The 24,586-nt window shown below is 65.0% G+C and carries 21 protein-coding genes; 12 read left to right on the top strand and 9 right to left on the bottom strand.

Translation table 11 applies throughout. The features are described from left to right. Nucleotides 1–1,053, bottom strand: coding sequence for a COX15/CtaA family protein (locus tag U1708_RS15645; protein ID WP_332746741.1), 1,053 nt, complete (start codon nucleotides 1,051–1,053; stop codon nucleotides 1–3). 266 nt (nucleotides 1,054–1,319) lie between these two features. Here U1708_RS15645 and U1708_RS15640 point away from each other — a divergent pair, with 266 nt between their 5' ends. Together U1708_RS15640 and U1708_RS15635 are read left to right on the top strand one after the other, a co-directional pair. Next, complete coding sequence (locus U1708_RS15640; protein ID WP_248521615.1) at nucleotides 1,320–1,703, top strand: MerC domain-containing protein; 384 nt, start codon at nucleotides 1,320–1,322, stop codon at nucleotides 1,701–1,703. A gap of 41 nt (nucleotides 1,704–1,744) precedes the next feature. Next, a complete protein-coding gene (locus U1708_RS15635) occupies nucleotides 1,745–2,212 on the top strand; it encodes a Fur family transcriptional regulator (protein WP_332746739.1) in 468 nt (155 codons plus the stop codon). Between the two features lie 154 nt (nucleotides 2,213–2,366). Here the strand turns inward: U1708_RS15635 and U1708_RS15630 are convergent, their stop codons facing one another. Continuing rightward, a complete protein-coding gene (locus tag U1708_RS15630) occupies nucleotides 2,367–2,897 on the bottom strand; it encodes a GNAT family N-acetyltransferase (RefSeq protein ID WP_332746738.1) in 531 nt (176 codons plus the stop codon). A gap of 92 nt (nucleotides 2,898–2,989) precedes the next feature. On the opposite strand from U1708_RS15630, the gene dxs reads away from it, so the two are divergent. Together dxs and U1708_RS15620 are read left to right on the top strand one after the other, a co-directional pair. Next, entirely contained in the window at nucleotides 2,990–4,912 is a 1,923-nt protein-coding gene (dxs, locus tag U1708_RS15625) for a 1-deoxy-D-xylulose-5-phosphate synthase (protein WP_332746736.1), read from the top strand. Continuing rightward, a complete protein-coding gene (locus U1708_RS15620) occupies nucleotides 4,909–5,076 on the top strand; it encodes a hypothetical protein (protein ID WP_332746735.1) in 168 nt (55 codons plus the stop codon). The genes dxs and U1708_RS15620 overlap by 4 nt, the downstream gene beginning before the upstream one ends. Nucleotides 5,077–5,206: 130 nt before the next feature. Here U1708_RS15620 and U1708_RS15615 read toward each other — a convergent pair whose 3' ends face one another. Continuing rightward, entirely contained in the window at nucleotides 5,207–5,878 is a 672-nt protein-coding gene (locus U1708_RS15615; protein ID WP_332746733.1) for an RBBP9/YdeN family alpha/beta hydrolase, read from the bottom strand. 203 nt (nucleotides 5,879–6,081) lie between these two features. On the opposite strand from U1708_RS15615, the gene U1708_RS15610 reads away from it, so the two are divergent. The 6 genes from U1708_RS15610 (at nucleotide 6,082) to U1708_RS15585 (ending at nucleotide 10,691) form a co-directional block, all read left to right on the top strand. Then, nucleotides 6,082–6,882 carry a TlyA family RNA methyltransferase gene (locus tag U1708_RS15610; RefSeq protein WP_332746732.1) on the top strand — a complete coding sequence of 267 codons (801 nt, stop codon included), beginning with the start codon at nucleotides 6,082–6,084 and terminating at the stop codon, nucleotides 6,880–6,882. Nucleotides 6,883–7,240: 358 nt separating this feature from the next. Next, nucleotides 7,241–7,798 carry a TspO/MBR family protein gene (locus U1708_RS15605; RefSeq protein WP_332746731.1) on the top strand — a complete coding sequence of 186 codons (558 nt, stop codon included), beginning with the start codon at nucleotides 7,241–7,243 and terminating at the stop codon, nucleotides 7,796–7,798. A gap of 39 nt (nucleotides 7,799–7,837) precedes the next feature. Further along, nucleotides 7,838–8,125: an accessory factor UbiK family protein gene (locus U1708_RS15600; RefSeq protein WP_332746730.1), complete on the top strand. Its 288-nt coding sequence runs from the start codon at nucleotides 7,838–7,840 to the stop codon at nucleotides 8,123–8,125. Between the two features lie 97 nt (nucleotides 8,126–8,222). Then, nucleotides 8,223–8,729, top strand: a complete 507-nt coding sequence (locus U1708_RS15595; protein WP_443030063.1) for a type III secretion system chaperone family protein — start codon at nucleotides 8,223–8,225, stop codon at nucleotides 8,727–8,729. Beyond that, entirely contained in the window at nucleotides 8,726–9,541 is an 816-nt protein-coding gene (locus U1708_RS15590; RefSeq protein ID WP_332746729.1) for a pyrroline-5-carboxylate reductase family protein, read from the top strand. The genes U1708_RS15595 and U1708_RS15590 overlap by 4 nt, the downstream gene beginning before the upstream one ends. A gap of 109 nt (nucleotides 9,542–9,650) precedes the next feature. Then, a complete protein-coding gene (locus tag U1708_RS15585) occupies nucleotides 9,651–10,691 on the top strand; it encodes a cupin-like domain-containing protein (RefSeq protein WP_332746728.1) in 1,041 nt (346 codons plus the stop codon). Here U1708_RS15585 and U1708_RS15580 read toward each other — a convergent pair. The 4 genes from U1708_RS15580 to U1708_RS15565 are packed head-to-tail and all read right to left on the bottom strand — an operon-like array spanning nucleotide 10,677 to nucleotide 16,592. Further along, nucleotides 10,677–12,212, bottom strand: coding sequence for a tryptophan halogenase family protein (locus tag U1708_RS15580; protein ID WP_332746727.1), 1,536 nt, complete (start codon nucleotides 12,210–12,212; stop codon nucleotides 10,677–10,679). The two genes, U1708_RS15585 and U1708_RS15580, sit on opposite strands and share 15 nt — an antisense overlap. After that, entirely contained in the window at nucleotides 12,209–13,726 is a 1,518-nt protein-coding gene (locus U1708_RS15575; RefSeq protein ID WP_332746726.1) for a tryptophan halogenase family protein, read from the bottom strand. Before U1708_RS15575 ends, U1708_RS15580 begins: the two co-directional genes overlap by 4 nt. Further along, nucleotides 13,723–15,105: a tryptophan 7-halogenase gene (locus U1708_RS15570; protein ID WP_332746724.1), complete on the bottom strand. Its 1,383-nt coding sequence runs from the start codon at nucleotides 15,103–15,105 to the stop codon at nucleotides 13,723–13,725. Before U1708_RS15570 ends, U1708_RS15575 begins: the two co-directional genes overlap by 4 nt. Beyond that, nucleotides 15,102–16,592: a tryptophan halogenase family protein gene (locus U1708_RS15565; RefSeq protein WP_332746723.1), complete on the bottom strand. Its 1,491-nt coding sequence runs from the start codon at nucleotides 16,590–16,592 to the stop codon at nucleotides 15,102–15,104. Before U1708_RS15565 ends, U1708_RS15570 begins: the two co-directional genes overlap by 4 nt. Before the next feature lie 178 nt (nucleotides 16,593–16,770). On the opposite strand from U1708_RS15565, the gene U1708_RS15560 reads away from it, so the two are divergent. Continuing rightward, nucleotides 16,771–20,250 (top strand): TonB-dependent receptor, encoded by a 3,480-nt coding sequence (locus U1708_RS15560; protein ID WP_332746722.1) that lies wholly within the window; start codon nucleotides 16,771–16,773, stop codon nucleotides 20,248–20,250. 85 nt (nucleotides 20,251–20,335) lie between these two features. Here the strand turns inward: U1708_RS15560 and U1708_RS15555 are convergent, their stop codons facing one another. Beyond that, nucleotides 20,336–21,499 (bottom strand): endo-1,4-beta-xylanase, encoded by a 1,164-nt coding sequence (locus U1708_RS15555; protein WP_332746721.1) that lies wholly within the window; start codon nucleotides 21,497–21,499, stop codon nucleotides 20,336–20,338. A 144-nt stretch (nucleotides 21,500–21,643) separates the two neighbouring features. Here U1708_RS15555 and U1708_RS15550 point away from each other — a divergent pair, with 144 nt between their 5' ends. Beyond that, a complete protein-coding gene (locus tag U1708_RS15550) occupies nucleotides 21,644–23,029 on the top strand; it encodes a chloride channel protein (RefSeq protein WP_332746720.1) in 1,386 nt (461 codons plus the stop codon). Here the strand turns inward: U1708_RS15550 and U1708_RS15545 are convergent. Further along, on the bottom strand, nucleotides 23,026–24,561 hold the full coding sequence (locus U1708_RS15545) for a L,D-transpeptidase family protein (RefSeq protein ID WP_332746719.1): 1,536 nt from the start codon (nucleotides 24,559–24,561) through the stop codon (nucleotides 23,026–23,028). The genes U1708_RS15550 and U1708_RS15545 overlap by 4 nt on opposite strands. Nucleotides 24,562–24,586: the final 25 nt, after the last annotated feature.

The following is a 24,586-nucleotide window of genomic DNA, read 5'->3' as shown; positions in this document are numbered from 1 at the left end:
TTATACCCGCTGCTTCAGGCGGGGTCCCGTGCCGACGGCATGGGCGGCGAACATCGCGGCGATCAGGAGGAGGGCGGCGTTCCCCTGGTGCGCGACCGCGACGTCGATCTGCACGCCGGTCATCAGCGTTGCGATCCCAAGCATGATCTGGAGCGTGACGAGCCCGACCACGTAAAACCCCGCGCTGCTGCCGGTCTTGGTCGCCTTGACGGCCAGCCAGATCAGCCCGGCGGCGGCGGCGAATGCGAACCAGCGGTGGATGAACTGCACGACGATCGGGTTGTCGACCGCGTTGCTCCAGGCGGGGTTCACCATCGGCACGTCGGCGGGGAACAGTCCGTCGCCCATCAGCGGCCAACTCGCGAAGGCATAGCCCGCATCGAGCCCGGCAGTGAACGCGCCGTAGACGAGCTGCACGAACGACAGCGCCAGCGCTACGATCGCCACCGGCTTCAGGCTAGCGGGGGCGGACAGCGGATTGCGGTGCAGTGCCATCAGGTCGAGCGCGGTCCACACAATGCCAGCGAGGATCGTCAGCGCGGTCAGCAGGTGTACGGCGAGTCGGATATGACTGACATCGGTCCGCACCGACAGGCCCGAGGCGACCATCCACCAGCCGATCGCACCCTGAAACGCGCCGAGCGCGAGCAGCGCCGACAAGCGCCAGCCGTATCCGACCGGGATACGCTTGCGCACCGCGAACCAGATCAGCGGCGCCGCGAAGGCGAGGCCGATCAGTCGGCCCCAGAGCCGGTGCAGATATTCCCAGAAGAAGATCGCCTTGAACCCACCGAGCGTCATGTCCGCGTTGAACGCGGCATATTCGGGGATGCGCTTGTAGGCGTCGAACTCCGCCTGCCACTGCGCGTCGTTGAGCGGCGGGATGATCCCGCTGATCGGCTTCCACTGCGTGATCGACAGCCCCGACTCGGTCAGCCGGGTGATCCCGCCGATGACGACCATCGCGACGATCAAAGCCGCCACCGTGTAGAGCCACAGGGCGACCGCACGAGGACGGGCTTTGGTGAGAAAGGCGGCGCTGGGTTGAAGCATGGTGAGAAGATAGTGCTTTGCGCGGCGGGGCGCCATCGCTTCGTGGTGAGGCATTGCTTCATGTTGTTGGCGGAGGTTCGGGCGCCGGGACCTAGAGCCACGCTTCTCTTCCTTGTTCTCCCGCGAAGGCGGGAGTCCAGCCTGGGCTCCCGCCTTCGCGGGAGAACAAGGAAGAGGGAATGCCACTTCAAAATCCGCCACATCGCCAAGAAATTAAAGGATGTGATGTTGTATCCTTTCAACCGCCCGTCTATATCCCACGAACGATGACGCCCTCGGCCACGCATACCCACCGTTTTGCCGGTCTCGATCGCTATGCGATCGGGCTGTCGGGCCTGTGCATGGTGCACTGCCTGGCGACGTCGGTGCTGGTCGCGCTGATGTCGACCGCGAGCGGGTTCCTCCTCGATCCGATCTTCCACGAGGTCGGCCTGACGATCGCGATCGGACTTGGCGCCTTGGCGCTCGGCCGCGGCGTGCTCAATCACGGCTATATGATGCCTGCCGCAATGGGCGCGCTCGGGCTCGGCATCATGGCGGGCGCGATGACGTTGCCGCACGACAGCGGCGGCGGCGAGACGCTGTGGACGATCGTCGGCGTCGGCCTGCTCGCCTTCGGTCACGATCTCAACCGCCGCGCCGACAGCTGAGCGGGTTGCTGGAACCCCTCCGGCATCCTACTTCATCCAGCATGGCGCACGCTCACAACCACACCGAACCGCAGGGCGCCGATCTCACCATCGCAGCGCAGACGACGCTCGAAAAAGCCGGCGAGCAATGGACGTCGATGCGCGCGAGCGTCTTCGCCGCGCTGGCAAGTTTCGAGAAACCCGCCTCCGCCTACGATATCGCTGAAGCCGTGTCTAAATCCGAAGGCCGCCGGGTGGCAGCGAACAGCGTATACCGCATCCTCGACCTGTTCGTCGGCGCGAACCTCGCGCGGCGGGTCGAGAGCGCCAACGCCTACGTCGCCAACGCGCATCCGGATTGCCTGCACGACTGCATCTTCCTGGTCTGCGACTCGTGCGGCCAGACCACGCATCTCGACAACGACACCATTACCAAGGGCGTCCGCAACGCGGCGGAGGCAGCCGGCTTCTCCCCGGTGCGTCCGGTGATCGAAGTCCGCGGGCGCTGTGCGGAGTGCGAGGCGCGTTAGGCGCTAACCCGCACGCGTGACTTCGTGATGAGCCGTCCCTCCCTGGAAGGGAGGGGTAGGGGTGGGTCGGTCGGCTTTTGCCAGTGCCGCCCGATACGGAAGCCGACCCACCCCCAACCCCTCCCTTCCAGGGATGGGGGCAGAAGGGAAGCCGTCAGCCCAGATCCTTCCCCATCCGGATCATCGGCACCGGCACATCCCCCGACGTCTCGATTCGCTCGATCGGCAGATACCCGCACGCCCGGTACAGCGGCTCCCCCGCCAGCGTGGCCATCATCTCCGCCCGAGCAAACCCCGCCTCGCGCGCAGCCGCCTCACAAACCGACAGCACCAACCTCCCGACACCCCGCCTGACGAAATCCGGATCGGTATACATAGCCCGGATCCGCGCCGCATCGCGCGCCGGGTCCAGCAGCGCCGCATCACGCAACGCGGTGCTATGATCGCCACCGTACAAGGTCGCCCGCCGACTCCACCCGCCACATCCGGCCAGCCGCCCGTCCGCCTCCACCAGCAGATACGTCCCGTCCGCGATCAGCTGCGTATCGAGTCCCATCACCGCGCGGCTCGCCTCGACCTGCGCTGGCGTGAGAAAATCCCCCTGCAATGCGCCGATCGCCCGCGCCATCAGCGCGGCGATCGCGGGGATATCCGCCTCGACGGCAACACGGTGCGTAAAGTTCATAATTGTGCACTTCCCGAGCGATTTCAGTACGAATGCTACGTCAACACACGGTAACAATCGACACGATACGCGCGCTGCATTAAGCCCGTCCGATGGCCGACCTTCCCGCGACACCGCTGCTCGACACCGTCTCGACACCCGCCGACCTCCGCAAGTTGCGCCCGGACCAGCTCCGCCAACTCGCCGACGAACTGCGGACCGAGACGATTTCCGCGGTCGGCACCACCGGCGGCCATCTCGGATCGGGCCTCGGCGTGGTCGAGCTGACCACCGCGATCCACTACGTCTTCGACACCCCGCGCGACCGGCTCGTCTGGGACGTCGGCCACCAATGCTATCCGCACAAGATCCTCACCGGGCGCCGCGACCGCATCCGCACGCTCCGTCAGGGCGGCGGGCTCAGCGGCTTCACCAAGCGCAGCGAGAGCGAATACGACCCGTTCGGCGCGGCGCATTCGTCGACGTCGATCTCCGCGGCGCTGGGCTTCGCGGTCGCCAACAAGATCGCCGGTACCCCCGGCAAGGGTATCGCCGTGATCGGCGACGGCGCGATGTCCGCGGGCATGGCGTATGAGGCGATGAACAACGCGGAGCAGGCCGGCAACCGCCTGGTCGTGATCCTCAACGACAACGACATGTCGATCGCGCCGCCCGTCGGTGGCCTCTCGGCGTATTTGTCGCGGATCGTCTCGAGTCGCGAGTTCCTCGGCATCCGCGAATTGGCGAAAAAGCTCGCGCGTCGCCTGCCGCGTCCGTTCCACAACGCCGCGCGGAAGACCGACGAGTTCGCGCGCGGCATGACGATGGGCGGCACGCTGTTCGAGGAACTCGGCTTTTATTATGTCGGGCCGATCGATGGCCATAACCTCGAACACCTGATCCCCGTGCTCGAGAATGTCCGGGACGCCGAAGAGGGCCCGATCCTCGTCCACGTCGTCACCAAGAAGGGCAAGGGCTACGCGCCCGCCGAGGCCGCCGCGGACAAATATCACGGCGTCCAGAAGTTCGACGTGATCTCCGGCGTGCAGACCAAGGCACCCCCGGGCCCGCCGCAATACCAGAACGTGTTCGGTGCGCAGCTCGTCGCCGAGGCTGCCAAGGACCCGCGTATCTGTGCGATCACCGCGGCGATGCCATCGGGCACCGGGCTCGACGCGTTCGCCAAGGCCTATCCCGACCGGTTCTTCGACGTCGGTATCGCCGAACAGCACGGCGTCACCTTCGCCGCTGGCCTCGCCGCACAGGGGATGCGCCCGTTCTGCGCGATCTACTCGACGTTCCTCCAGCGCGCATACGACCAGGTCGTGCACGACGTCGCCATCCAGAACCTGCCGGTCCGTTTCGCGATCGATCGCGCAGGCCTGGTCGGTGCGGACGGCGCGACTCATGCCGGGTCGTTCGACGTCACCTATCTCGCAACGCTCCCGAACTTCGTCGTGATGGCAGCGGCGGATGAAGCCGAGCTGGTCCACATGACGCATACCGCGGCGCAGTACGACACCGGCCCGATCGCGGTCCGCTATCCGCGCGGCAACGGCACCGGCGTCGCATTGCCCGAGATCCCGCAACTGCTGGAGATCGGCAAGGGCCGCATCGTGCGCGAGGGCAAGACCGTCGCGATCCTGTCGCTCGGCACGCGTCTCGAGGAGGCGCTCAAGGCCGCTGAAACCCTCGAAGCCAAGGGGCTGTCGACCACGGTCGCCGATCTGCGCTTCGCCAAGCCGCTCGACGTCGACCTGATCCGCAAGCTGCTGACAACGCACGAGGTCGCGGTGACGATCGAGGAAAACTCGGTCGGCGGATTCGGCGCGCACGTGCTGACGATGGCGTCGGACGAGGGCCTGATCGATGGCGGGCTCAAGCTCCGCACGCTGCGCCTGCCCGACGTATACCAGGATCAGGACAAGCCCGAAGTCCAGTACGCCGAAGCCGGCCTCGACGCGACCGCGCTGGTCGACACGGTGCTCAAGGCACTCCGTCACAATTCGGGCGGGGTCGCCGAAGCACGCGCATGACCGGCCCCACCAAGGGCATCGTGATCATCGTTCTGGCAGTGATCGTGATGGTGTCGCTGAACATCGCGATGTGGCGGCGGATGCGCGGCGGGCTGGCGGCGGCGAAAGCCGAGCAGGCGGCCAATCCCGAGCTGTTCGACGAGGACGGTTCGCGGATTTCGTAACTGAGCACCACCCCGGCGAAGGCCGGGGCCCAATTGGGAAACGTTGGTAACGGAGCGCGGTCCCTAGTTACTGAAACCTTACCAATTGGGCCCCGGCCTTCGCCGGGGTGGTGCGGCTTCAGGCTAGCAATCACCTGCCCAAATAATGAGTCTGCGCAGCATCGGTCGCACTCACCGCAAGGATCGACCGCGCCTTACTCGGCGGCAAAGCCTGCCCCCGCCCATCACCACTCGCCGCGATCACCCGCTCCAGCAGATCCTGCCCCTCGCGCCACCAGCCGATCCCGCTCGCAGCATTCAGATGCCCCTGCGGCCCAGCGTCGACGAAATGACTGCCCCAGTCCGCCGCCATGCTGTGCGCGCGCTCAGGCGTGACCCAGGGATCGTCGCTGCTCGCCACCACGATCGACGGAAACGGCAACGGCGTGCGCGGTGTCGGCGAGAAGCCCTTCAAGTCGGCCTGCGCGCCGCCCCGATCGACATCCGCCGGCGCCACCAGCAACGCACCGGCAACCGGCCAGCCATAAGGTTGCGGACTAAGTTCCGCCCACCACGCCACCGCGAGGCATCCAAGACTGTGCGCAGCCAGGATCACCGGTGCGTCCGCGCGGCGGATCGCCTCGTCGAGCCGCGTCACCCAGGCGTTACGGTGCGGCGTGTTCCACATGCCAAGCTCGACGCGCACCGTATCGGGTCGCGCGTCTTCCCATAACGTCTGCCAGTGCGAAGGACCCGATCCACCAAGACCGGGCACGGTCAGGATCGTCGGCTGGACGGAATCATACGGTGCGAAACTACCCACAGCGCTTCTCCTTCTCCAAAACCTCGTTCTTCGAGGTTGGGAGCGTGGCCGAACGACGCTCTAGGGCACGCCATCCGGTCACGATCCCATGCCCTCAATGTAATCCTACTAATCGGATAGGCAATGACATTGCGGCAAAAGGAAGGCAGCTTGCGGTAGTCGGACCGGGCGGCGATACGCACGCTCATGGCAAAGATACGCGCATGGTAAAAACACGGGCGGACCAGATGCTGGTCGACAGAGGCCTCGTCGAGTCGCGCACGCGGGCGCAGGCGCTGATCATGGCGGGCCTCGTGTTCTCGGGTACGAAGAAGGTCGACAAGCCCGGCCAGACGCTCCCCGACGACGTGCTGCTCGACGTGCGCGGTCGCGATCACCCCTGGGTTTCGCGTGGCGGGATCAAGCTCGCCCACGGCCTCGCGCATTTCGGCTGGGACGTGAGCGACGCGGTTGCGATCGACGTCGGCTCGTCGACCGGTGGCTTCACCGATGTCATGCTGAAGAACGGTGCGGCCAAGGTCTACGCGGTCGACAGCGGCACCAATCAGCTCGCCTGGTCGCTTCGCCAGGACGATCGCGTCGTCGTCCACGAACAGACCAGCGCGCGCATTCTCACGCCCGCCCACATCCCCGAGCCGATCGACCTTATCGTCTGCGATGCGAGCTTCATCGGGTTGGCCAAGGTGCTCGAACGGCCAATGACCTTCGCCAAGCCCGACGCACGGCTGCTGGCGCTGGTAAAGCCGCAATTCGAGGCAGGACGTGGTGAAGTGGGGAAGGGCGGTGTCGTCCGCGATACCGCGATCCACCAGCGCGTCTGCGACGAGGTCGCTGCGTGGTTGACGGGGCAGGGGTGGAGCGTGATCGGTGTCGTCGAGAGCCCGATCACCGGACCCGAGGGTAATGTGGAGTTCCTGATTGCGGCGCTGCATGGCGAGGACTCGACCGTAGAAGAGTCCGATGTCGAAGTGCCTGCTAGTACCCAATCATCACCGTCATCCTGACGGAGCGTGACCGACGTAGGCCGCGCAGGAGCACCTGCCTCGGCGGCATGGTCGACCTGATCCGCTACGGGATGGACCAATGTTCGCTGTCCTACACGTGCCGATCCTGGCAGCGTTCCGACACCTCGACTGCTGGATTTCCTACCCGCGAGACCACCCCGACGAAACTCTCCCAGCGTCTATACTTCCTATACTTCACTCTGCCGGGACGATCGCGAACCGCCCCGTATCAGCGACTTAGCGCGAGTTGCCGACACCCCTCGTGCCGGAATGACTCACTAGCGGAACGATTACCGCGTACGCACGGTTTACCGGTCGCAAAAGGCGCGGCAGGACGAGCCCGCGTTGAGATGGAAGGATGTGTGTGGGCGGTATCGCTTCGAAGGGCCAGTTGAGGATGTCGTTCCTCCGCTGGGCGGTCGTGACCGTGCCCCTGATCCTGCTGCTGGGTTTCGTCTCCGGTCGATCGGTCAGCGTCGGCAGCGAGAATGCCTGGTACGTCGCGCTCGCCAAGCCCGCGCTGAACCCGCCCGGTTGGGTATTCCCGGTGGTATGGACCACGCTTTACATCATGATCGGGCTGGCGCTCGCACTGATCCTCAATGCCCGCGGAGCATGGTTGCGCGGGCTTGCCGTTGCGCTGTTCGTCGCTCAGTTCGTGCTCAACCTCGCCTGGACGCCGATATTCTTCGGCGCGCACAAGATCGGGCTGTCGGTACTGGTTATCGTCGCGATGCTGGCGCTGTCGATCGCCGCGACCTTCGTATTCGCGCGCATCCGCCCCGCCGCGGCGTGGCTTATGGTGCCGTATATGGTGTGGATCAGCTTCGCCGGCGTGCTCGCGTTCAGCATCGGGCAATTGAACCCCGGTGCCGAAACCCTTGCACCTGCGCCGCATACGTCCCAAATGCTGTGACGCAGCACTCCGTGCAACAGTCTTTGGGATTTTGAAGCAATGCAGTCCGAAAACCGCGTGTTCGACGATATCGTCAAGGTCTTGAACGGTGCTGCCGGTACGCTTGCGGGCGTCGGTCGCGAAGCCGGTTCCGGTGCGCGGGAACGTGCGCGCGAATGGCTCGGCGGGCTCGACTTCGTCAGCCGCGAAGAGTTCGACGCGGTAAAGACGATGGCCGCTGCGGCTCGTGACGAGAACGATTTCTTGAAGGCCCGGCTCGATGCGCTCGAAGCCAAGTTCGCGGCGCAATCGACGGTAAACGCACCGCTCGGGGCGTCGGTCGACTGACTTTTCCACAGTTTTCCGCAGAATTGGGGCCGATGGGGTTGTCGGGGCGTTTTTGCCTCGGCACCCTTTGTCGTGCGATACGGACCGCCAGGACCCTATGATGCTTGAACACGCCGACCACGACCACGAAGATGCCGCCCCGATCGACATGCTCGAGAGCTATTACGCCGCGCATGGCTGGGAGCATGAGCGCCACGACGATGAGATCGTCGCGACCGTCAAGGGAAGCTGGGCGACCTACGAACTGCGCGCGCTGTGGCGTGACGATGATAGCGTCCTGCAATTCCTCGCTTTTCCGGATATCAAGGTGCCCGACGAGCGTCGCCAGGCGGTTTACGAGACGATCGGGCTGGTCAACGAACAGCTCTGGATCGGACATTTCGAACTCTGGTCGACGAGCGGCATATTGCTCTTCCGACACGCCGCGATGGTCGATGGCGGCGATGATGGCACGATGTCGCTCGACGCGGCGGAACTGCTGGTCGAATCGGCGATCGAGGAGTGCGAGCGCTTCTACCCGGTGTTCCAGTTCGTGCTGTGGGGCGGGAAGAGCCCCAAGGACGCGATCGCTGCGGCGTTGATCGAAACACACGGCGAGGCATGAGTTCGGGTTCTAGCTTTCCGGCAGGTCCGTTGTGGCTGATCGGCTGCGGCAACATGGGCGGCGCGATGCTGCGGCGCTGGATCGCTGCCGGGCTCGATCCCGCCAGCGTGACGGTGATTACGCGCAGTGGTCGAGGTGCCCCCGACGGCGTCCGTTCGCTGACCTTGCTACCTGACGAGGCTGCCCCCGCCACGCTGATGCTGGCGCTGAAGCCGCAGCAGATCGACGCGGCGCAAGCGCTGATGGCGCCGCTCCAGGGCACTCCGAAGCTGTTGCTTTCGATCCTGGCCGGTGTCGATCATGCCGCACTGACCCAGCGGTTCGCGGCCGACACGATCGTCCGCGCAATGCCCAACCTTCCGGTCGCGATCGGCAAGGGCGTGACGTCGCTCTACACGTTCGGCGCGTCGAACGAGGCGATCGCCGCCGCCGAAGCCTTTGCCGTCCCCCTCGGCCACTATGAATGGATCGCCGACGAAGCGCATTTCGACGCCGTGACCGCGCTCGCGGGCAGTGGCCCCGGCTTCGTGTTCCGCTTTGCCGACGCGCTCGCCAAGGCTGGCGCCGCACTGGGGTTGCCAGCGGACCAGGCCATGCGTCTGGCGATCGCGACGCTGGAGGGTTCGGCGATCATGTCCGCCGAGGCTGACGTGTCGCCGGCGGTACTTGCCGACCGGGTCGCGAGCCCAGGCGGTTCGACGCGTGCGGGGCTGAACGTGCTCGACGACAACGATGCTCTCGTGACTCTGCTGACAAAGACGCTCGCCGCTTCGGAGCGCAGGAACGCCGAAATGGCCGCGGCGGCGCGTTGAGCCACACGCGCCCCTCGGTCTGCATCCACACCGTAAGTACGTTGATATTTAACCTATAACGTCTTCCACAATGTAGCGCATGAATGTGGCTTGAGGTAATCGGATCAGCATGAAAATCGATCAGCCTGCTGCCACCGATGCGCGTGTCGACGAACGCCCCGCAGTCGATGCCACGACATTCGCCGCCGAAATCGCGCCGCGCGATACGCCGGTCGTGCTTCGTGGACAGGTGGCACACTGGGCCAGCGTACGCGCTGGTCTGACGGGTCACCAGGCGACGGCAAAGTATCTCGCAAGTCTCGGTGATGGCGGCCGACCGATGGAGGTGCTCATCGGTGGCCCAGAGTTTGGCGGGCGATTCTTTTATCGCGGCGACAATCTGGAAGGGTTCAACTTCCACCGCGAAAAGGCGTCGCTGGGTATCTTGCTGAGCGAATTGCTCCGGCTCGCGGAACTGCCTGAACGCGAGCGGCATGTCCTTTATGCAAATGCAGCAACGGCATCGGAGCATATGCCGGGCTGGGCGGCGGCGAACCCGCTGGACCTGCCCCTTGGCGGCGCGGCGCCACGATTGTGGATCGGGAACGGATCGCAGACCGCAACGCATTATGATGGCTCGACCAATCTCGCCTGCGTAGTCGCCGGGCAGCGCCGTTTCACGCTGTTTCCCCCAGACCAGGTCGGCAATCTTTATATCGGGCCGCTGGATCGGACGCTGGCTGGGCCCCCGGCAAGCATGGTGGACCCGCTCGCGCCAGATCTCGACCGTTATCCCCGCTATGCCGAAGCGCTAGGTCACGCGCTGGTCGCCGATCTGGGTCCAGGGGATGCATTGTTCATCCCGGCGATTTGGTGGCATCACGTCCAAGCGTTCGGGACGCTCAACGTGTTGTGCAATTATTGGTGGGCGTTCGATCCCAGCGTCTCGGCCTTCCATGCATTCGTGCATGCGATGATGGCAGTCCGCGATCGCCCAGCCGCGGAGAAGGAAGGGTGGCGTGCATGGTTCGAGCATTATGTTTTCGGTGATGATGCGCATGCGGCAGGCGATCATCTTCCAGAGGCGGCACGCGGTATATTGGGACCGGCCTCGCCGGACCGGACCGAGCGTATCCGCGGGTATCTGTTGAAGTCGCTACAGCGGCGCTAAATGATCGGCACGTCGAGACTCTCGATCTGTAATCCGCGAGAGCGCATCGGCATGCGGCGGCATATGATTTAGCGAGGCACCGACGACCGCCTCGATCTGGGTCAAGCGGCGCGCGGCAGCGTGTAGTGGTACCGCGTCGCAGATCGGGTCGTACCCCTCGACGGGCGCGTTTTGTCCCGTCAGCAGCGACAGCCAGCTCGCTTCGTTAAACAGCTCGTCTGCTTCGCGGAAAATACGTCCTCCCGCCTTGAACAGCGCAAGCTTGTCGGCGAGTCCGTCGGGGATCGGAGCAATCGCACGTTCGCGCCAAAAACGCTCGGGCCGGGCGTTCAAATGATAATGCGCGACAAGGAAATCGCGAATGCGAACGAACTCCGCGGTCATTACACGATTGTAGCGATCGACGATGGCCGAAGCAGGCACGGATATCTTACCGGTCGGTAGCAGCCGCAAGAGATGCTGCAATCCACTCTGCACGAGGTGGATGCTGGTTGACTCGAGTGGTTCCATGAAGCCGGCGGCCAAGCCTAGGGCGATGCAGTTCCCGCTCCACATGCGTTCGCGGTGCCCCGTTGCAAAACGGATTACGCGAGGGTCGCCGAGCGTCTTGCCTTCGACACCGGCCAAGAGCTGTGCAGTCGCTTCATCTTCACTGACGTGTCGGCTCGAAAAGACGTGGCCGTTGCCCGTGCGGTGCTGAAGCGGAATACGCCATCGCCAGCCTGCCGGTCCTGCAATCGCGCGGGTCATCGGTAACGGTGCAGCGTCAGCGCTCGTGGCCACCGCAACTGCCCGGTCGCAAGGCAACCACTCGGACCAGTCCACCCAACCGGTACCGAGCGCCCCGCCGATCAGCAGCGCGCGAAAGCCGGAGCAATCAAGGAATAGGTCGCCGTCGATACGACTGCCGTTCGCGAGGTGAACCGCGGCGATGCCTGCCGGACCGGTTTCGACGCGTTCGATCGTTCCTTCGCGACGGACGACGCCCTGTTGCTCAGCCTGGGTACGGAGGAAGGCGGCATAGCGGCCGGCGTCGAAATGGTACGCGTAGCCAATCCGCGATAAGGGCGAATCGCCATTCGCGATCGGGCGGGAGAACCTTCCGGCCTCTGCGGCGCGTGCCTCGAGGGAATACTGCGCGAGTGGACCCGCCATTCCAACCTGATGCGCGCGCAGCCACTGTGCAGCGAAGGGTACGCCGACGACGTCCGTGCCGATCTGCCCGAAAGGATGGATGTAGGACTCGCCGGGGCAGCTCCAGCCTTCGAAGCGGATGCCGAGCTTGTAACTGCCACCCGTGGCTTGGAGGAACGCGTCCTCGTCGATCCCCAGCATCGCGTGGAAGGTTCGGATCGGCGGAATCGTCGCTTCGCCGACGCCAATCGTCGCGATCGCATCCGACTCCACCAGCGTTACTCGCACGCCGGCGGGACGCAGCAGACGGCCCAAGGCGACCGCAGCCATCCACCCGGCGGTGCCGCCGCCGACGATGACGATCGACTGCGGAGCCTGCGGAATCACGCGCGCACCTTGGTTGGGCAGGTACGCGCGATATAATCCTCGTGCAGCGGCATCCGTTCGACCGTCTGGACGAACATCGCCCGCAGCCGATCGAATTGTGCGTCAACCTGGCGGAGGTCGATCGCATCGGCCAGTCGATCCCACCCATCGGGTATAATCCCCTGGCCCAACAGCACCGCGACCCAGCTTGCCTCGGCGAAAAGATCGTCCTCCCGGCGGAACAGTCGTCCGCGCCGCCGCCACAACGCGATTTTCTCGGCTAGGCTATCGGGTATCGCGCGATCTCGTGCCTCGCGCCAGAACGGCGAGTCGTCGCGGCGAGTGGCGTGGTAATGGAGCACTAGAAAATCGCGCACCTGATCGAACTGCGTTTCCGCCAGCCGGTTGTACGTATCGATCTCGACCGGCGAAAATTCTTGATCGGGGAATAGCGCCAACAGCTTCGAAATACCGGTCTGAACCATGTGGATACTGGTCGATTCGAGTGGTTCGGTGAAGCCTGAAGCAAGGCCCAGGGCGACCACGTTGCCGATCCATTGCTTGCGTCGTCGTCCCGCGGTGAAATGAAGAATGCGGGCTTCGGCGAGCGGTGTCCCATCCGCCCCTGCTCGCAATGTCGCGGCAGCCTCATCGTCGGAGCAATGGGCGCTGGAATATACGTAGCCGTTGCCGGTGCGGTGCTGGAGCGGAATACGCCATTGCCAGCCGGCAGCACGTGCGGTCGAGCGCGTATAGGGCGTGATCGACGAGTTCTCGTTCGTGGTCGGCATTGCAACGGCACGATCGCAGGGCAGCCAACGAGTCCAATCCTCGTAACCGGCGTTCAACGCCTGCTCGATCAGCAACCCACGGAACCCCGAGCAATCCAGAAACAGGTCGCCTTCGATTCGATGGTCGCCGGCTAGATTAACGTGGCGCACATGGCCGGTCTCGCCGTCTAACACAGCATCGAGGACCTCGCCTTCGATCCGAACGACGCCGTCGCGCTCAGCGCGCGCGCGTAAGAAGCTGGCGTAGAGGCCGGCATCGAAATGATAGGCATGTGCCATTTGAGACAACACGGACGCCGGGTCGGGAGAAGGGGGCAGGAAACGGCCTGCGCGTGCCGCGGCTGCGCATAGAGAATAGTCTTCGATATCCTCGACGATCCCTGCCGCGCGTCGACGCCGCCAATGCTGGTGGAACCGGACACCCTCGATATCGAAACCGAAACTGCCGAAGGGGTGGAGATAGCGGTGGCCGATTTGGGACCAGTCGGTGAATTCAATGCCAAGTTTATAGGTGCCGGAGGTCGCTGTGAGGAACTCCGCCTCGTCGATGCCGAGCATCGCGTTGAAGGCGCGGATCGGGGGAATCGTCGCCTCGCCGACGCCCACGGTGCCGATCGCGTCCGATTCGACCAGCGTGATGCTCATCCCCGTGGGAATGAGCCGGGCAAGCGCCGCCGCCGCCATCCAGCCCGCAGTACCGCCGCCGACGATCACGACCCGGCGGATGGGCGCACCAAGCGTCATGCCGCAACCCCCGCATAGGACGGCAGCGCCCGCACCCGAGCAATGATCCGCGCGCGGTTGTCAGCAAGATGACGCTCGATAGCATCGACCGGGACCAAATCGGCCCGCGCATCGTACCGGCGCGGCACCACGCCCATCGCATCGAACATTGCAGCCCAATCCTCTTCCTCGAAGGGTTCGTCGTCGTACATCGGCAAGCGACCGCGCGCCGCGAACAGGTCGCGCTTGGCCGCGACGTGCTCCGGCAAGGACGCGGAACGGCGGTCGTCCCAGAACGCGCCGGCACGGCCCGCAACCGCATATTGCGCGACCAGGAAGTCCCGTGCGCCCTCGATCGCAGCCGCGCCGGCGCGATTGAACGCGGCCGCTTCGACCGGTGCACGACGCGTAGCAGGCCAGAGCTGGATCAGTCTCGCCAGCGAGCGCAGCAGCAACGACAGCGCAGTCGGATGCAGCGGTTCGAGCACCCCGGCCGCTGCACCGAGCGCAATGCAATTGCCGCGCCATGCCTCGACGCGGCGCCCTGCACGGAACGGGTGACCCTCCCCGCCGACACGACAGATCAGACGGACGTCGACACCATCGACCGGCCAGGTCGCGATCCAGCCATCTTCCTGCGCATCGACCTGCGTGTAAGGCGGCGGCGCGCCCTTCGCAGGCAAGAGCGCGACCTGAGTCCGGTCGCACGGCAGCAAAGCAGACCAGCTTTCGAAGGCGGGCGAGGTTCGACTGGCCACCATGGCGGAGCTGCCCGAACAGTCGAGCACCAACAGAGGCGCGATCTCACTGCCATCGGCGAGCGTCAGCCTTTCGACGATGCCATCCGCGTCACTATGCACGTCAGCCAGGGGCGCCGAAGTCATCGTCGCACCGGCGTTCGATGCAAGCGATCGCAGCAAAGCGGAATACCGGTCCGTTCGAACATGGACGGCGTGCGCGATCGACCCATCGGGAGCGAACCGACCCGTCTGTGCCGCAACAGCCGCGAGGGCGTGATCCGCAAGCCGCACGTTCGCCCCGGTAGCACGCAGGCGTCCGACGAGGTGGTGGAAGGCAATGCCCTCATACGGTGCGCCGGTTTCGCCGTAGGACAGGAACGCCGCGCTGCCGTCGCCTCGCCATCCGTCGAACGCAACGCCCAGTGCATGGCCGCCGCCCGCGCCGACGAGCACCGCGTGGTCGAGCCCGATCTCGGCGTGGAACGCGACCAGTGCCGGGGGGACGGTGATCATCGGCGCGAAGTCACCGAGCCCGTCACCGGCGGCGCCGTCGTCGATCACCATTATTTGGTACGCGGCATAGGGAAGCCGGCGGGCAAGCGCCGCGGCGGTCATCCATCCACAAAGATTTGCGCCGACGATCGCAATGGTCTGGGTCATGCCGCTTGCCGTATCCGCGCAATATAATCCTCGTGAGTCGGCATGGAGGCCGCCGCGCGCTGGCAAGCCGCGGCAACGGCGGCGACGCGCGCCTGCGACGCTGCGACCGGCGTGTCGGCGATCAGCGGATTGACGCGATCGGGGACGATCCGTTGGCCATGATAGACTGCAAGCCAACTCGCCGGCAGGAACATGCCCTCACGGTATTGTGCGACAATACCTCGCTCGCGGAATTCGGCGATCTTCTCGGTCAGCGACGAGGGCAGGGCCATCGTTCGCATGTAGCGCCAGAAGGGCGTGTCGTCGCGTTCCGTGGCGCAATAATGCAGCACCAGAAAGTCGCGGACACGATCGTATTCCAACGCCATCGCGCGATTATATTCCGCCTCGTCGACCGGATCGAACACGCCCCCGGCCGGAAACAATTCGATGAGCTTGCCGATCGCGAGCTGAATCAGATGAATGCTGGTCGATTCGAGAGGTTCGAGGAACCCGGCGGACAAGCCGATCGCGACGCAATTCCCGACCCATTGCCGGTCCCGCCGACCGGTACGAAACCGCAGCATGCGCGGCTCGGCCAATGCCTCACCCTCCAGATTGTCGAGCAGCAGCGTCCGGGCAGTTTCAGGATCGGTGAACCGGGTCGAGAAGACGTGGCCGTTGCCCGTGCGATGCTGAAGCGGAATGCGCCATTGCCACCCGGCATCGCGTGCGGTCGCCCGCGTATAAGGGGTCAGCGGACCAGTGTTGGCGGTCGGAACGGCCCATGCCGCGTCGCACGGGAGCCAATGCGACCAATCCTGATGCCCGACCTTCAGCGCACCATCGATCAGGAGCGCGCGGAAGCCGGAGCAATCGACGAACAGGTCGCCTGCGATACGGCGACCATCGGCGAGGCGAACCGCAGCAATACCGTCCTCGTGTGGTTCGACCGCGTCGACCCGCCCTTCGATCCGGACGACGCCGCGGGTCTCGGCATAGTCGCGCAGATAGGCCGCATAGAGCGCCGCATCGAACTGATAGGCGTAGGAATAGGTCGATCCAATCGATCGCGGATCATCGAGCGGTGGAGCGAAACGGTTATCGCGCGCAGCGACGATCGGCAGCGAACATGCCTCCAGCCCTGGCATGTCGCGAGCGTCGTCGCGCGTCGCGTGCAGCCAATGCTGGTGGAATGGCAGACCGTCGATGTCATGTCCGAAATCGCCGAACGGATGGATGTAGCTGTCGCCGAGCCTACTCCAATCGCGGAACTCGATGCCGAGCTTGAAGGTCGCATTTGTACGACGAATAAAGTCCGATTCGTCTATACCCAATCTTTGATTGAAAAACCGGATGTGAGGGACGGTCGCTTCGCCGACGCCCACCGTGCCGATCTCCTCGGACTCGATCAGTGTCACGTCGGCAAGTCGGCCGGCGAAACTCATGGCCAACGCGGCGGCGGTCATCCAACCGGCGGTACCGCCACCAACGATTACCACTTGCATCCGGGCACCCATGGCTAATCGTCATCCCCCCAGTGTTGTATCAAAGCAACTACTCGCTCATTTCCGAGCGTTCTTAACCTTTTATGTAGCTGTTACATTCGTGTGACGCTACCTCACCCGGCAGATAAAGCGCGCCAACAAATGATAGCGCTATCTGTAAAAGGGGATGCCGATCGTCATGACCACCGTGAATATCCTAGTTGCGTCGCGTCGTATTGGTGCTTTGAAAGGCGGAGCATCGTTGATTGCGCTGTGCCTGGCCGCGGCACCGCAAGCGCTGTCCGCCCAGCAAGTCGACTCCCTTTCCGCGCCGAGCACGCCGACTCCCAACGCGCTCGAGCGTACCGCACCTTCAGATCGTGTCTTGGCGCCGAGTGCCGGCACTGCTGTCGGCACTGGCGGATCCGGGCAAGCACAGCCGTCCGCGAACGCACAGGTTCCGTCGGGTGGCGCCGTGCCGACGCAGGCCGAGCAGTCCACTGCCACCCCGCAGGAGGAGGCCGCCAGCCAGGACATCGTCGTCACCGGTATTCGCCGCAGCTTGCAGAGCGCGCAGGCGATCAAGAAGAATTCCGAAGTCGTCGTCGATTCGATTTCGGCCGAGGATATCGGTGCATTGCCGGATCGTTCGGTGACCGAAGCGCTGCAGCGCGTTCCGGGTGTATCGATCAGCCGGTTCTCGGCTGGCGTCGACCCGGATCACTTCTCGACCGAGGGGTCGGGTGTCACGGTTCGCGGCCTGAGTTACACGCGCTCGGAGATCAACGGACGCGACTCGTTCAGCGCGAACAACGGTCGCGGCTTGTCGTTTGCCGACGTGCCGTCTGAGTTGTTGGGCGGCGTCGATGTGTTCAAGAGCCCATCGGCCGACATGATCGAAGGCGGTATCGGCGGTACGGTCAACCTGCGGACGCGCCTGCCGTTCGACTCCGTCGGGTTCGCCATCGGTGGCACGCTGGAGAACAATTACGGCGACTTCGTCAAGAAGTCGGCGCCGACCGTATCGGTGCTCGCCAGCGACCGCTGGGAAACCGGCATCGGCGATTTCGGTCTGCTCGGCAGCTTCGTCCGCTCGCAGGTCCGCAGCCGCGCGGACAGCGTGCAGATCTCGAATTGGGGCGAGCGTCCGGAGGGGACGAACGGCGTCTTCTATCAGCCCAGCAACATAGATCCGAACAATCCCAACTCGATCATCGCGACCCCCGCAACGGCGGATGCGGCTGCGGTGACGGTGCCGTTCGCCCGCACGACCTATCTCCCGCGCGGTGCCGCGATCCGGAGCCAGGAATTCGATCGTACGCGCTATGGCTATTCGGCGGCCGGTCAATGGCGGAGCCCCGACAGGTCGATGACCGCGACGGCACAGTTTCTCCGCACGGACTCGCGCGAGGCCTGGACCGAGAATTCGATCGAAGTGGCGACGGACAACGTGCTGGCGGCGGGCGATACGCAGCCTTTCCCCGGCACGAGCTTTACCTTCGACGACGACAACGTCTTCACCAGCGGCCTGATCACCGGCCCCAACGGCTTCCGCGCAGACCAGACCGCGCCTGCCGATATGCGGACGCCGACCAACGGCCTGCAGAGCAACAACATCGCGCGTGGCAACCAATCGCGGTTCCGCACCAACGACGCGAGCTTCAACTTCAAATGGCAGGCGACAAGCCGACTGGGCGTCAACGTCGACTATCAGCATGTCTGGTCGCAAGTGAAGGTAACCGACCTGACGGTATGGGGCACGAGCTATCAGAACGCGGATATACGTCTGAATGGCAACGATCCGGCCTATGTGAACTTCGTGCCGGTCACCAACGAGCCCAACAACTACCAGAATGCCGCGCACCCCAGCTTAACCGATCCCTATAACAACTTTTACCGTGCTGCGATGGATCACATCGAGGACAGCAAGGGTAACGAGGATTCGGCGCGTATCGACCTCGATTACTCGTTCCCCGAGGACAGCTGGCTGACGTCGATCCGCGGCGGTTATCGATTCTCCGACCGTCAGAACGATGCGCGTTCGACAGCGTACAACTGGGGCGTGCTCAGCGAGATCTGGGGTGGCGGTACCGTCCCGGCGCCGACGGCTGCCGATCCAAACGCGACCGCATCGGTCGGTTCGGGTGGCCCGGTCTGGTTCGATCGGCCGATCGACGGCAATCCGGCGACCCGTGACGCCGGCCAACTCGGTCCGCAGCAGGCGTTCCTCTACGACAACTTCTTCCGGGGGCAGGCGAACGACGCGTCCAATGGCGGGCGCGTGTTCATACCGGGAGGCTTCCTCCAGGATTACGGCGCCGCGACCCAGGCGATCACCCAGATCGCCCAGGAATGGCGGAACTTCACGAGCAACCTGTCGGGCGCCAATGGCTGGGTTCCGCTGGCTGGGCGGGCTGGCGCAGTGGCCGGCACGCCGTTCCTGCCGGGTGAGATCAATCCGGTCAGCGAGCGCAACAATGCCGCGTATCTTTCCGTGCGGTTCGGCAACGACCTGTCGAACGGGTGGAACCTGAGCGGCAATGTCGGCGTGCGCTATACGAAGACACGCCGGATCTCGTCAGGCTTCTACTCGTTCCCGCAACAGTCGTTCAGCTGTCCGGCCTTGACGCCGGAGCAGATCGCAACCGGTGCGACGGTATCGCGTTTCTGCGCCTTGCCAGAGGCCACACAGGCGGCCGCGGCGGCATTTCAGAACGGTGCGTTGTCGCCAGTCGCCGCGAGGCTGACCTATGACTATGTCCTGCCGAGCTTCAACATCAAGCTGGCGGTCGGCAGTGGCATTCAGTTCCGTGCGGCCTTCACCAAGAGCGTCGCGCCGCCAAACTTCGACCAGACCCGGGCGTTCTACAATGTCGGCCTCAACACCAGCGACCAGAACATCCTGTTCAACGGCGGGCCGATCGCGAACTTCACCGTGGGCAACCCGTATCTGAAGCCCGTGCGTGCCGACAATTACGACCTGACCGCCGAATGGTATTTCTCGAACGTCGGCCAGCTGACGCTGTCGCTGTTCAAGAAGAATCTGTTCGGCGTGCAGACCAACAGCCTGCAGCGTCAGACCTTCACGAACAACGGTGTGAGCTTCGACGGTATCGTGACGACCCCGCTCAACTCGACCGATACCGGTCGATTGAAGGGACTCGAACTCGGGTACCAGCAGACGTACGACTTCCTGCCCGGCATGCTGGCCGGGCTCGGCTTCTCCGGAAACTTTACGTACATCGAATCGTCCGGCGTGCCGCAACAGACTCTCGACCCGAACGATCCGAACGTTACCGCGGGTATCATTTCCAACATCGATACGGCCGGTCTGCCGTTGCAGGGGCTGTCCAAATACCAGGTCAACGTGGGGCCGTTCTATCAGCGCAACGGATTGGAAGTACGCGCCGCTTATAACTGGCGTTCGAAGAACCTGCTCACCATTCGTGACGTGATCGTACCGAACTCACCGGTGTTCGCAGAGTCCTATGGTCAGGTCGACGCCTCGATCTTCTACTCGATCACACCTTCGGTGCGGATGGGTTTCCAGGGCGTGAACCTGACGAACTCGATCACGCGGACGTCCTATGTGATCAACGACGACCTGCTGACGCGACCACGCAACTGGTTCATCAACGATCGCCGCTTCACCTTCTCGATCCGCGTCGCGATCAAGTAGCGCGGATGCCGGCCGACCGGAGTGGTCGGCCGGCTATCATCTCCCCCCTGGGGCGCCCCGTCGTACGGAGCGCCCCTTTTTTTGGTCAGCGGCGCGGTGCGGCGGCGAAGGCGGCGGCGATCGCGGCGTGCATCGGCTTGGGCGCGAAGGCAGCGTCGTAGGGGCAGGGGCGGCGGCGGGCCTTGTCCTTGCGAGGCTCGAACCCCTCGATCCAGCTGTAGCGGTCGGTCATGCCCCAGAGCAGCACGTCCTTCAGCGCCGGGTAGGCGAACATGAGATCGAGATAGCCGCGGGTGAAGTCGGCTACGCCCCGGTCGCGGATCGCGACGTCGGCGGGGAGATCGTTGTCGCGGACGTCGAGTTCGGTGATGACGATGGCATAGCCCATCGCGGTGACGGCATCGATGAAGCGGCGCCATTCGCCTTCGAGCGCGGCGATCGTGGTGCGGGTGTCGGTGCCCTGCGTGACGAGGTGCGACTGGACGCCGAGCGCATCGACGGGAACGCCGCGGGCCTTGAACCCCTCGAGCAGCTTGAGGACGCCGGCGCGGTGCTGCGCGTTACCCGGTTCCCAGCTCATATAGTCGTTGTAGACGAGTTGCGCATGCGGGGCCGCGGTGCGCGCGGTGCGGAAGGCGAGGTCGAGCGTGGCCTCGGGGCTACCGAGCGCGCGGGAGAGGGCGGTATCGTACAGCGTGCCGTCGGCGGGGGTGACGGCCTCGTTGACGACGTCGTAGCTGGGGATGCGGGTGCCGTAGCGCTGGCACACCGTGGTGATGTGGCGGACGAGCAACTGTTCCGCCGCGCGCGCGGGGGTGGCACCGAAGTCGTGGCTCTCCTCCCATTTCGGCATCCACTTGGGCTGGTGCCAGAGGAGGTTGTGGCCGCGTACCGGAAGTGCGTTGGCGTCGGCCCACGCCATCATCGCGTCGAACCGGGTGAAGTCGAAGGTCGTCGCGCTGGGGCGGAGCGCCTGCCACTTCATCTCGTTCTCGGCGACCAGCAGCCCGCAGTCGCGCTTCAGCAATTTGGCATAGGCGGGGTTGGCGAACGAGCCGCGGTCGGCGCCGGGTGCGCCCCAGGCGAAACAGGAACCGAGACGCATGCCCTTCGCTGCTGCCAGCGATTGCAGGCTCCCGTCGGCGCCCGTCGGGCGCAGGATCGACCGTGCCTGAGCATGTGCCGTTGCGCCCGCGGTGGCGGCGAGCCCCGCCAGCATTCCCAGTCCGTCCCGTCGTGTAATGTCCACGAAGCATCCTCTTTATATTTTTGTGATAGCGCTATCGTTGTGAGATATCGGGACGATGTCAATCGGTTACCGGTTCGCAGAGGCTTGCGGGCAGCCAAGCCGCAAGCGGGTGACGGGGCGGGCGGCATGATCTAGATCGACGTCATGGCTGGGTTCTTCGATCATCTCGTGCCGGCGAAGCGCTGGACGCCGTCGCGGTACCGCGCGTTGTTGCGTGCGCGGGGGCCGCGGTCGGTGCAGTTCCGGACGCGTGCGGCGATCCTGACGGGGGCGATCCTGGTCGGGGTGGTCGCGACGCTGTTCGCCGAAGCGGCGGACTGGGCGGCGGAGGTGTTCGCGGGGTATGCGAAGAGCTGGCACTGGTTGCCGCTGTTGACGACGCCGATGACGTTCATGGGACTGGTCTGGCTGACCCGGCGGTACGCACCGTTCGCACGTGGGTCGGGCATTCCGCAGGTGATCGCGGCACAGGCCGATCCGAACGAGGCGACACGGACGCTGATCTCGCCACGCACCGTCGCCGCCAAGGCCGTGCTGACGATCGGCGCGGTGCTGGGCGGCGCGTCGGTTGGGCGCGAGGGGCCGACCGTCCAGCTAGCCGCGGCGGTGATGGGCGCGACCCACCGGATCGTCCGCGTACCGTTGAGGGGCGGGGTGCTGATCGCGGGTGGTGCGGCAGGTGTCGCGGCTGCGTTCAACACGCCGCTAGCCGGGCTGTTGTTCGCGATCGAGGAACTGGCGTCGGCGTACGAGCAGCGCGTGACGTTGCTGGTGCTCGCCGCGATCGTCATCGCCGGAATGGTCGCGCAGTCCGTGCAGGGCGATTACATCTATTTCGGCGCGATCGGCGCGCATTTGCCGCTGCTGTCGGCACTGTTGGTGGCGCCGATCGCGGGGATCGCCGGCGGGATGGCCGGTGGCCTGTTCTCCCGCACGTTGCTGGCGATGGCGCTGAGCCGTAATCGACTGACGACGTGGACGCGCGCGAACCCGGTCAAGTTCGCAGGGGCGTGCGGCGCCGTCGTCGCGGTGCTGGGCGTGTTCACCGGCCTGACCTGGGGGACGGGCTATTCCGCGGCGCGCGCGATGATCGTCGGTGTCGATGCGCCCCTATGGTTCGGACCCGCGAAGTTCGTCGCGACCGCCGCGACCGCGATCGCAGGGTTGCCGGGCGGGATCTTCGCGCCGTCGCTCGCGGTCGGTGCGGGCGTCGGCAATCTGCTCCGCGAAATCTTTCCCGGCGAACCCGCGAGCGCGATCGTGATCCTGGGCATGGTCGCGTATTTCGCGGGCGTCGTCCGCGCGCCGCTGACCGCGGTCATCATCCTGTCGGAGACGACCGCCAGCCGCGGACTGATGCTGCCGATGTTCGCGACCGCGTTCATCGCCGATGCCGCCAGCCAATGGGTCTGTCGCGAGAAGCTGTATCACGGGTTGTCGAAGACGTTCGCGATGCCCGAGACGTCGCAAGCGACTAGGGCCCGAGACGCCCAAAGCGACTTAGGGCCCGAGACGTCGAAAGCGACTTAAGGCCCGATATCGATCGCTTGCGCCTCGGCCCGTTTGGCGGAGGCTTTGACGAAGCCGAGCTGCTCCGCGATCGGATCGTTCCAGCCGTAAGGATCGGTCCGAAACGCGACCTTGCCGAAATCGTCGACATAGACGTTGTGATACAGCAACCGGACCGGGATGCGGCGGGGCAGGGGGACGAAGCTCGTCTCGCCCGAGTCCTGCGCGGTCTGCCAGGCCTCGCCGACGCCTTCGTCCTCCGCGAGTATGCGCGCGAACCCGAGCGCATCCTCGACGCGGACGCAACCGTGGCTCAGATGACGCTGGCTGCGGTCGAACAGCCCCGGCGCGGAGGTGTCGTGCAGGTAAATCGCCTGATCGTTCGCCATGTCGAACTTGACCATGCCGAGAGCGTTGCTTGGCCCCGGCTGCTGGACGATCCAGCCATCGCGGACGACCATGTTATGCTCGGCGAGATAGTCTTCGCCGACATTGGCCATCTCGCCGTTCTGGATCGATTTCGGCACGGTCCAGGTCGGGTTCGCGACGAGGCGATAGATCGGCGACGACAGCGCCGGTGTCTCGCGGCCGGGTTCGCCGACGATGACCTTGCGCTGATCGATCATCGTGCCGTCGCGGTAATAGCGAAGCTGCGCGGCGGCGGTGTTGACGTCGATCCGGGTGGCGGGCGGCGTTCGTGCAAGCCACCGCCGCCGTTCGAGCCCGACCGCGAGCGCGCGCGCACGGTCGCCCGCGCCGAGGTTCAGAACCTTCAACGTCTCGGGTCCGACCACGCCGTCTGCGGCGATGCCGTAGTCGGTCTGGAGCCCTTTCAGCGCCTCGGCCATTGCCTGCGTGTAGATCATCGGCGCCGCGGTTGGCGCGAGGGGCGTTGGCGAAAAGGGCGTCGGTACGGGCGCTACGGCGAGCGGGTCGGTCGAGGATGGCAGATACCCGCTCTCGACGAGCTGCTCGACGATCGTGGCGACGCGCGCGTCCCGGTTGCCGACGCGGATCACGCCGGAGGGGATCGCCTGCACCGGCGTTGCGGTCGACGCCTTAGCGCTGAACGCGAGATACGCGTCGGAGAGTTGCTTATACTCGGCATCCTGCGGCGCGAGGGCGTCGAACCATGCGACGAGGTCGCCCTTTGCCAGCGCGCGGGAGAGGCCGGTGGCGAGATCGACCTTGGGCCGGGGCAGCGTGTAGACCTGATGCAGCGAGGCGGGATCGATGCGGCCCCGCGCGAGGGCCCCCGCATAGTCGAGGGCAGCCTTGGTTCGCGCGGCATCGTCGATGGGCGGGGCGCCTTCTCCGGATGCGGAGAGGAACTCGACCCGATCGAGGCCGTGTCGTGCACGGTCGGCAAGGATCTGATCGAACACCGCAATGTTTGAAGCAGTCCAGGCAGCCTTGGCCGGAGTGGCCTTGCCCACTGCCTTCGATGCGGGCTTCGATGCGACGCGAGGCGGACTCTCTGCGGCAGTTTTTGGCGGGGCGATGGTCTTGGGCGCCGGGGCAAATCCACCGAGCGCCAGGACCAGGACCGGCATGCAACCCGAAGCGAGCCGCATCCGT

Source organism: Sphingomonas arabinosi, assembly GCF_036663715.1.
Lineage (GTDB): Bacteria > Pseudomonadota > Alphaproteobacteria > Sphingomonadales > Sphingomonadaceae > Sphingomonas.
This window is presented reverse-complemented; position numbering and strand designations above follow the sequence as displayed.

What these genes read in the sequence shown, in the direction of transcription:
- U1708_RS15585 (WP_332746728.1), top strand. Translation starts at nt 9,651, where the DNA reads ATGAAAATCGATCAGCCTGCTGCCACCGATGCGCGTGTCGACGAACGC.
- U1708_RS15620 (WP_332746735.1), top strand. Translation starts at nt 4,909, where the DNA reads ATGACCGGCCCCACCAAGGGCATCGTGATCATCGTTCTGGCAGTGATC.
- U1708_RS15640 (WP_248521615.1), top strand. Translation starts at nt 1,320, where the DNA reads ATGACGCCCTCGGCCACGCATACCCACCGTTTTGCCGGTCTCGATCGC.
- U1708_RS15605 (WP_332746731.1), top strand. Translation starts at nt 7,241, where the DNA reads ATGTGTGTGGGCGGTATCGCTTCGAAGGGCCAGTTGAGGATGTCGTTC.
- U1708_RS15590 (WP_332746729.1), top strand. Translation starts at nt 8,726, where the DNA reads ATGAGTTCGGGTTCTAGCTTTCCGGCAGGTCCGTTGTGGCTGATCGGC.
- U1708_RS15545 (WP_332746719.1), bottom strand. Translation starts at nt 24,561, where the DNA reads ATGCCGGTCCTGGTCCTGGCGCTCGGTGGATTTGCCCCGGCGCCCAAG.
- U1708_RS15610 (WP_332746732.1), top strand. Translation starts at nt 6,082, where the DNA reads ATGGTAAAAACACGGGCGGACCAGATGCTGGTCGACAGAGGCCTCGTC.
- U1708_RS15635 (WP_332746739.1), top strand. Translation starts at nt 1,745, where the DNA reads ATGGCGCACGCTCACAACCACACCGAACCGCAGGGCGCCGATCTCACC.
- U1708_RS15565 (WP_332746723.1), bottom strand. Translation starts at nt 16,592, where the DNA reads ATGCAAGTGGTAATCGTTGGTGGCGGTACCGCCGGTTGGATGACCGCC.
- dxs (WP_332746736.1), top strand. Translation starts at nt 2,990, where the DNA reads ATGGCCGACCTTCCCGCGACACCGCTGCTCGACACCGTCTCGACACCC.
- U1708_RS15575 (WP_332746726.1), bottom strand. Translation starts at nt 13,726, where the DNA reads ATGACGCTTGGTGCGCCCATCCGCCGGGTCGTGATCGTCGGCGGCGGT.
- U1708_RS15570 (WP_332746724.1), bottom strand. Translation starts at nt 15,105, where the DNA reads ATGACCCAGACCATTGCGATCGTCGGCGCAAATCTTTGTGGATGGATG.
- U1708_RS15600 (WP_332746730.1), top strand. Translation starts at nt 7,838, where the DNA reads ATGCAGTCCGAAAACCGCGTGTTCGACGATATCGTCAAGGTCTTGAAC.
- U1708_RS15560 (WP_332746722.1), top strand. Translation starts at nt 16,771, where the DNA reads ATGACCACCGTGAATATCCTAGTTGCGTCGCGTCGTATTGGTGCTTTG.
- U1708_RS15645 (WP_332746741.1), bottom strand. Translation starts at nt 1,053, where the DNA reads ATGCTTCAACCCAGCGCCGCCTTTCTCACCAAAGCCCGTCCTCGTGCG.
- U1708_RS15595 (WP_443030063.1), top strand. Translation starts at nt 8,223, where the DNA reads ATGATGCTTGAACACGCCGACCACGACCACGAAGATGCCGCCCCGATC.
- U1708_RS15550 (WP_332746720.1), top strand. Translation starts at nt 21,644, where the DNA reads ATGGCTGGGTTCTTCGATCATCTCGTGCCGGCGAAGCGCTGGACGCCG.
- U1708_RS15630 (WP_332746738.1), bottom strand. Translation starts at nt 2,897, where the DNA reads ATGAACTTTACGCACCGTGTTGCCGTCGAGGCGGATATCCCCGCGATC.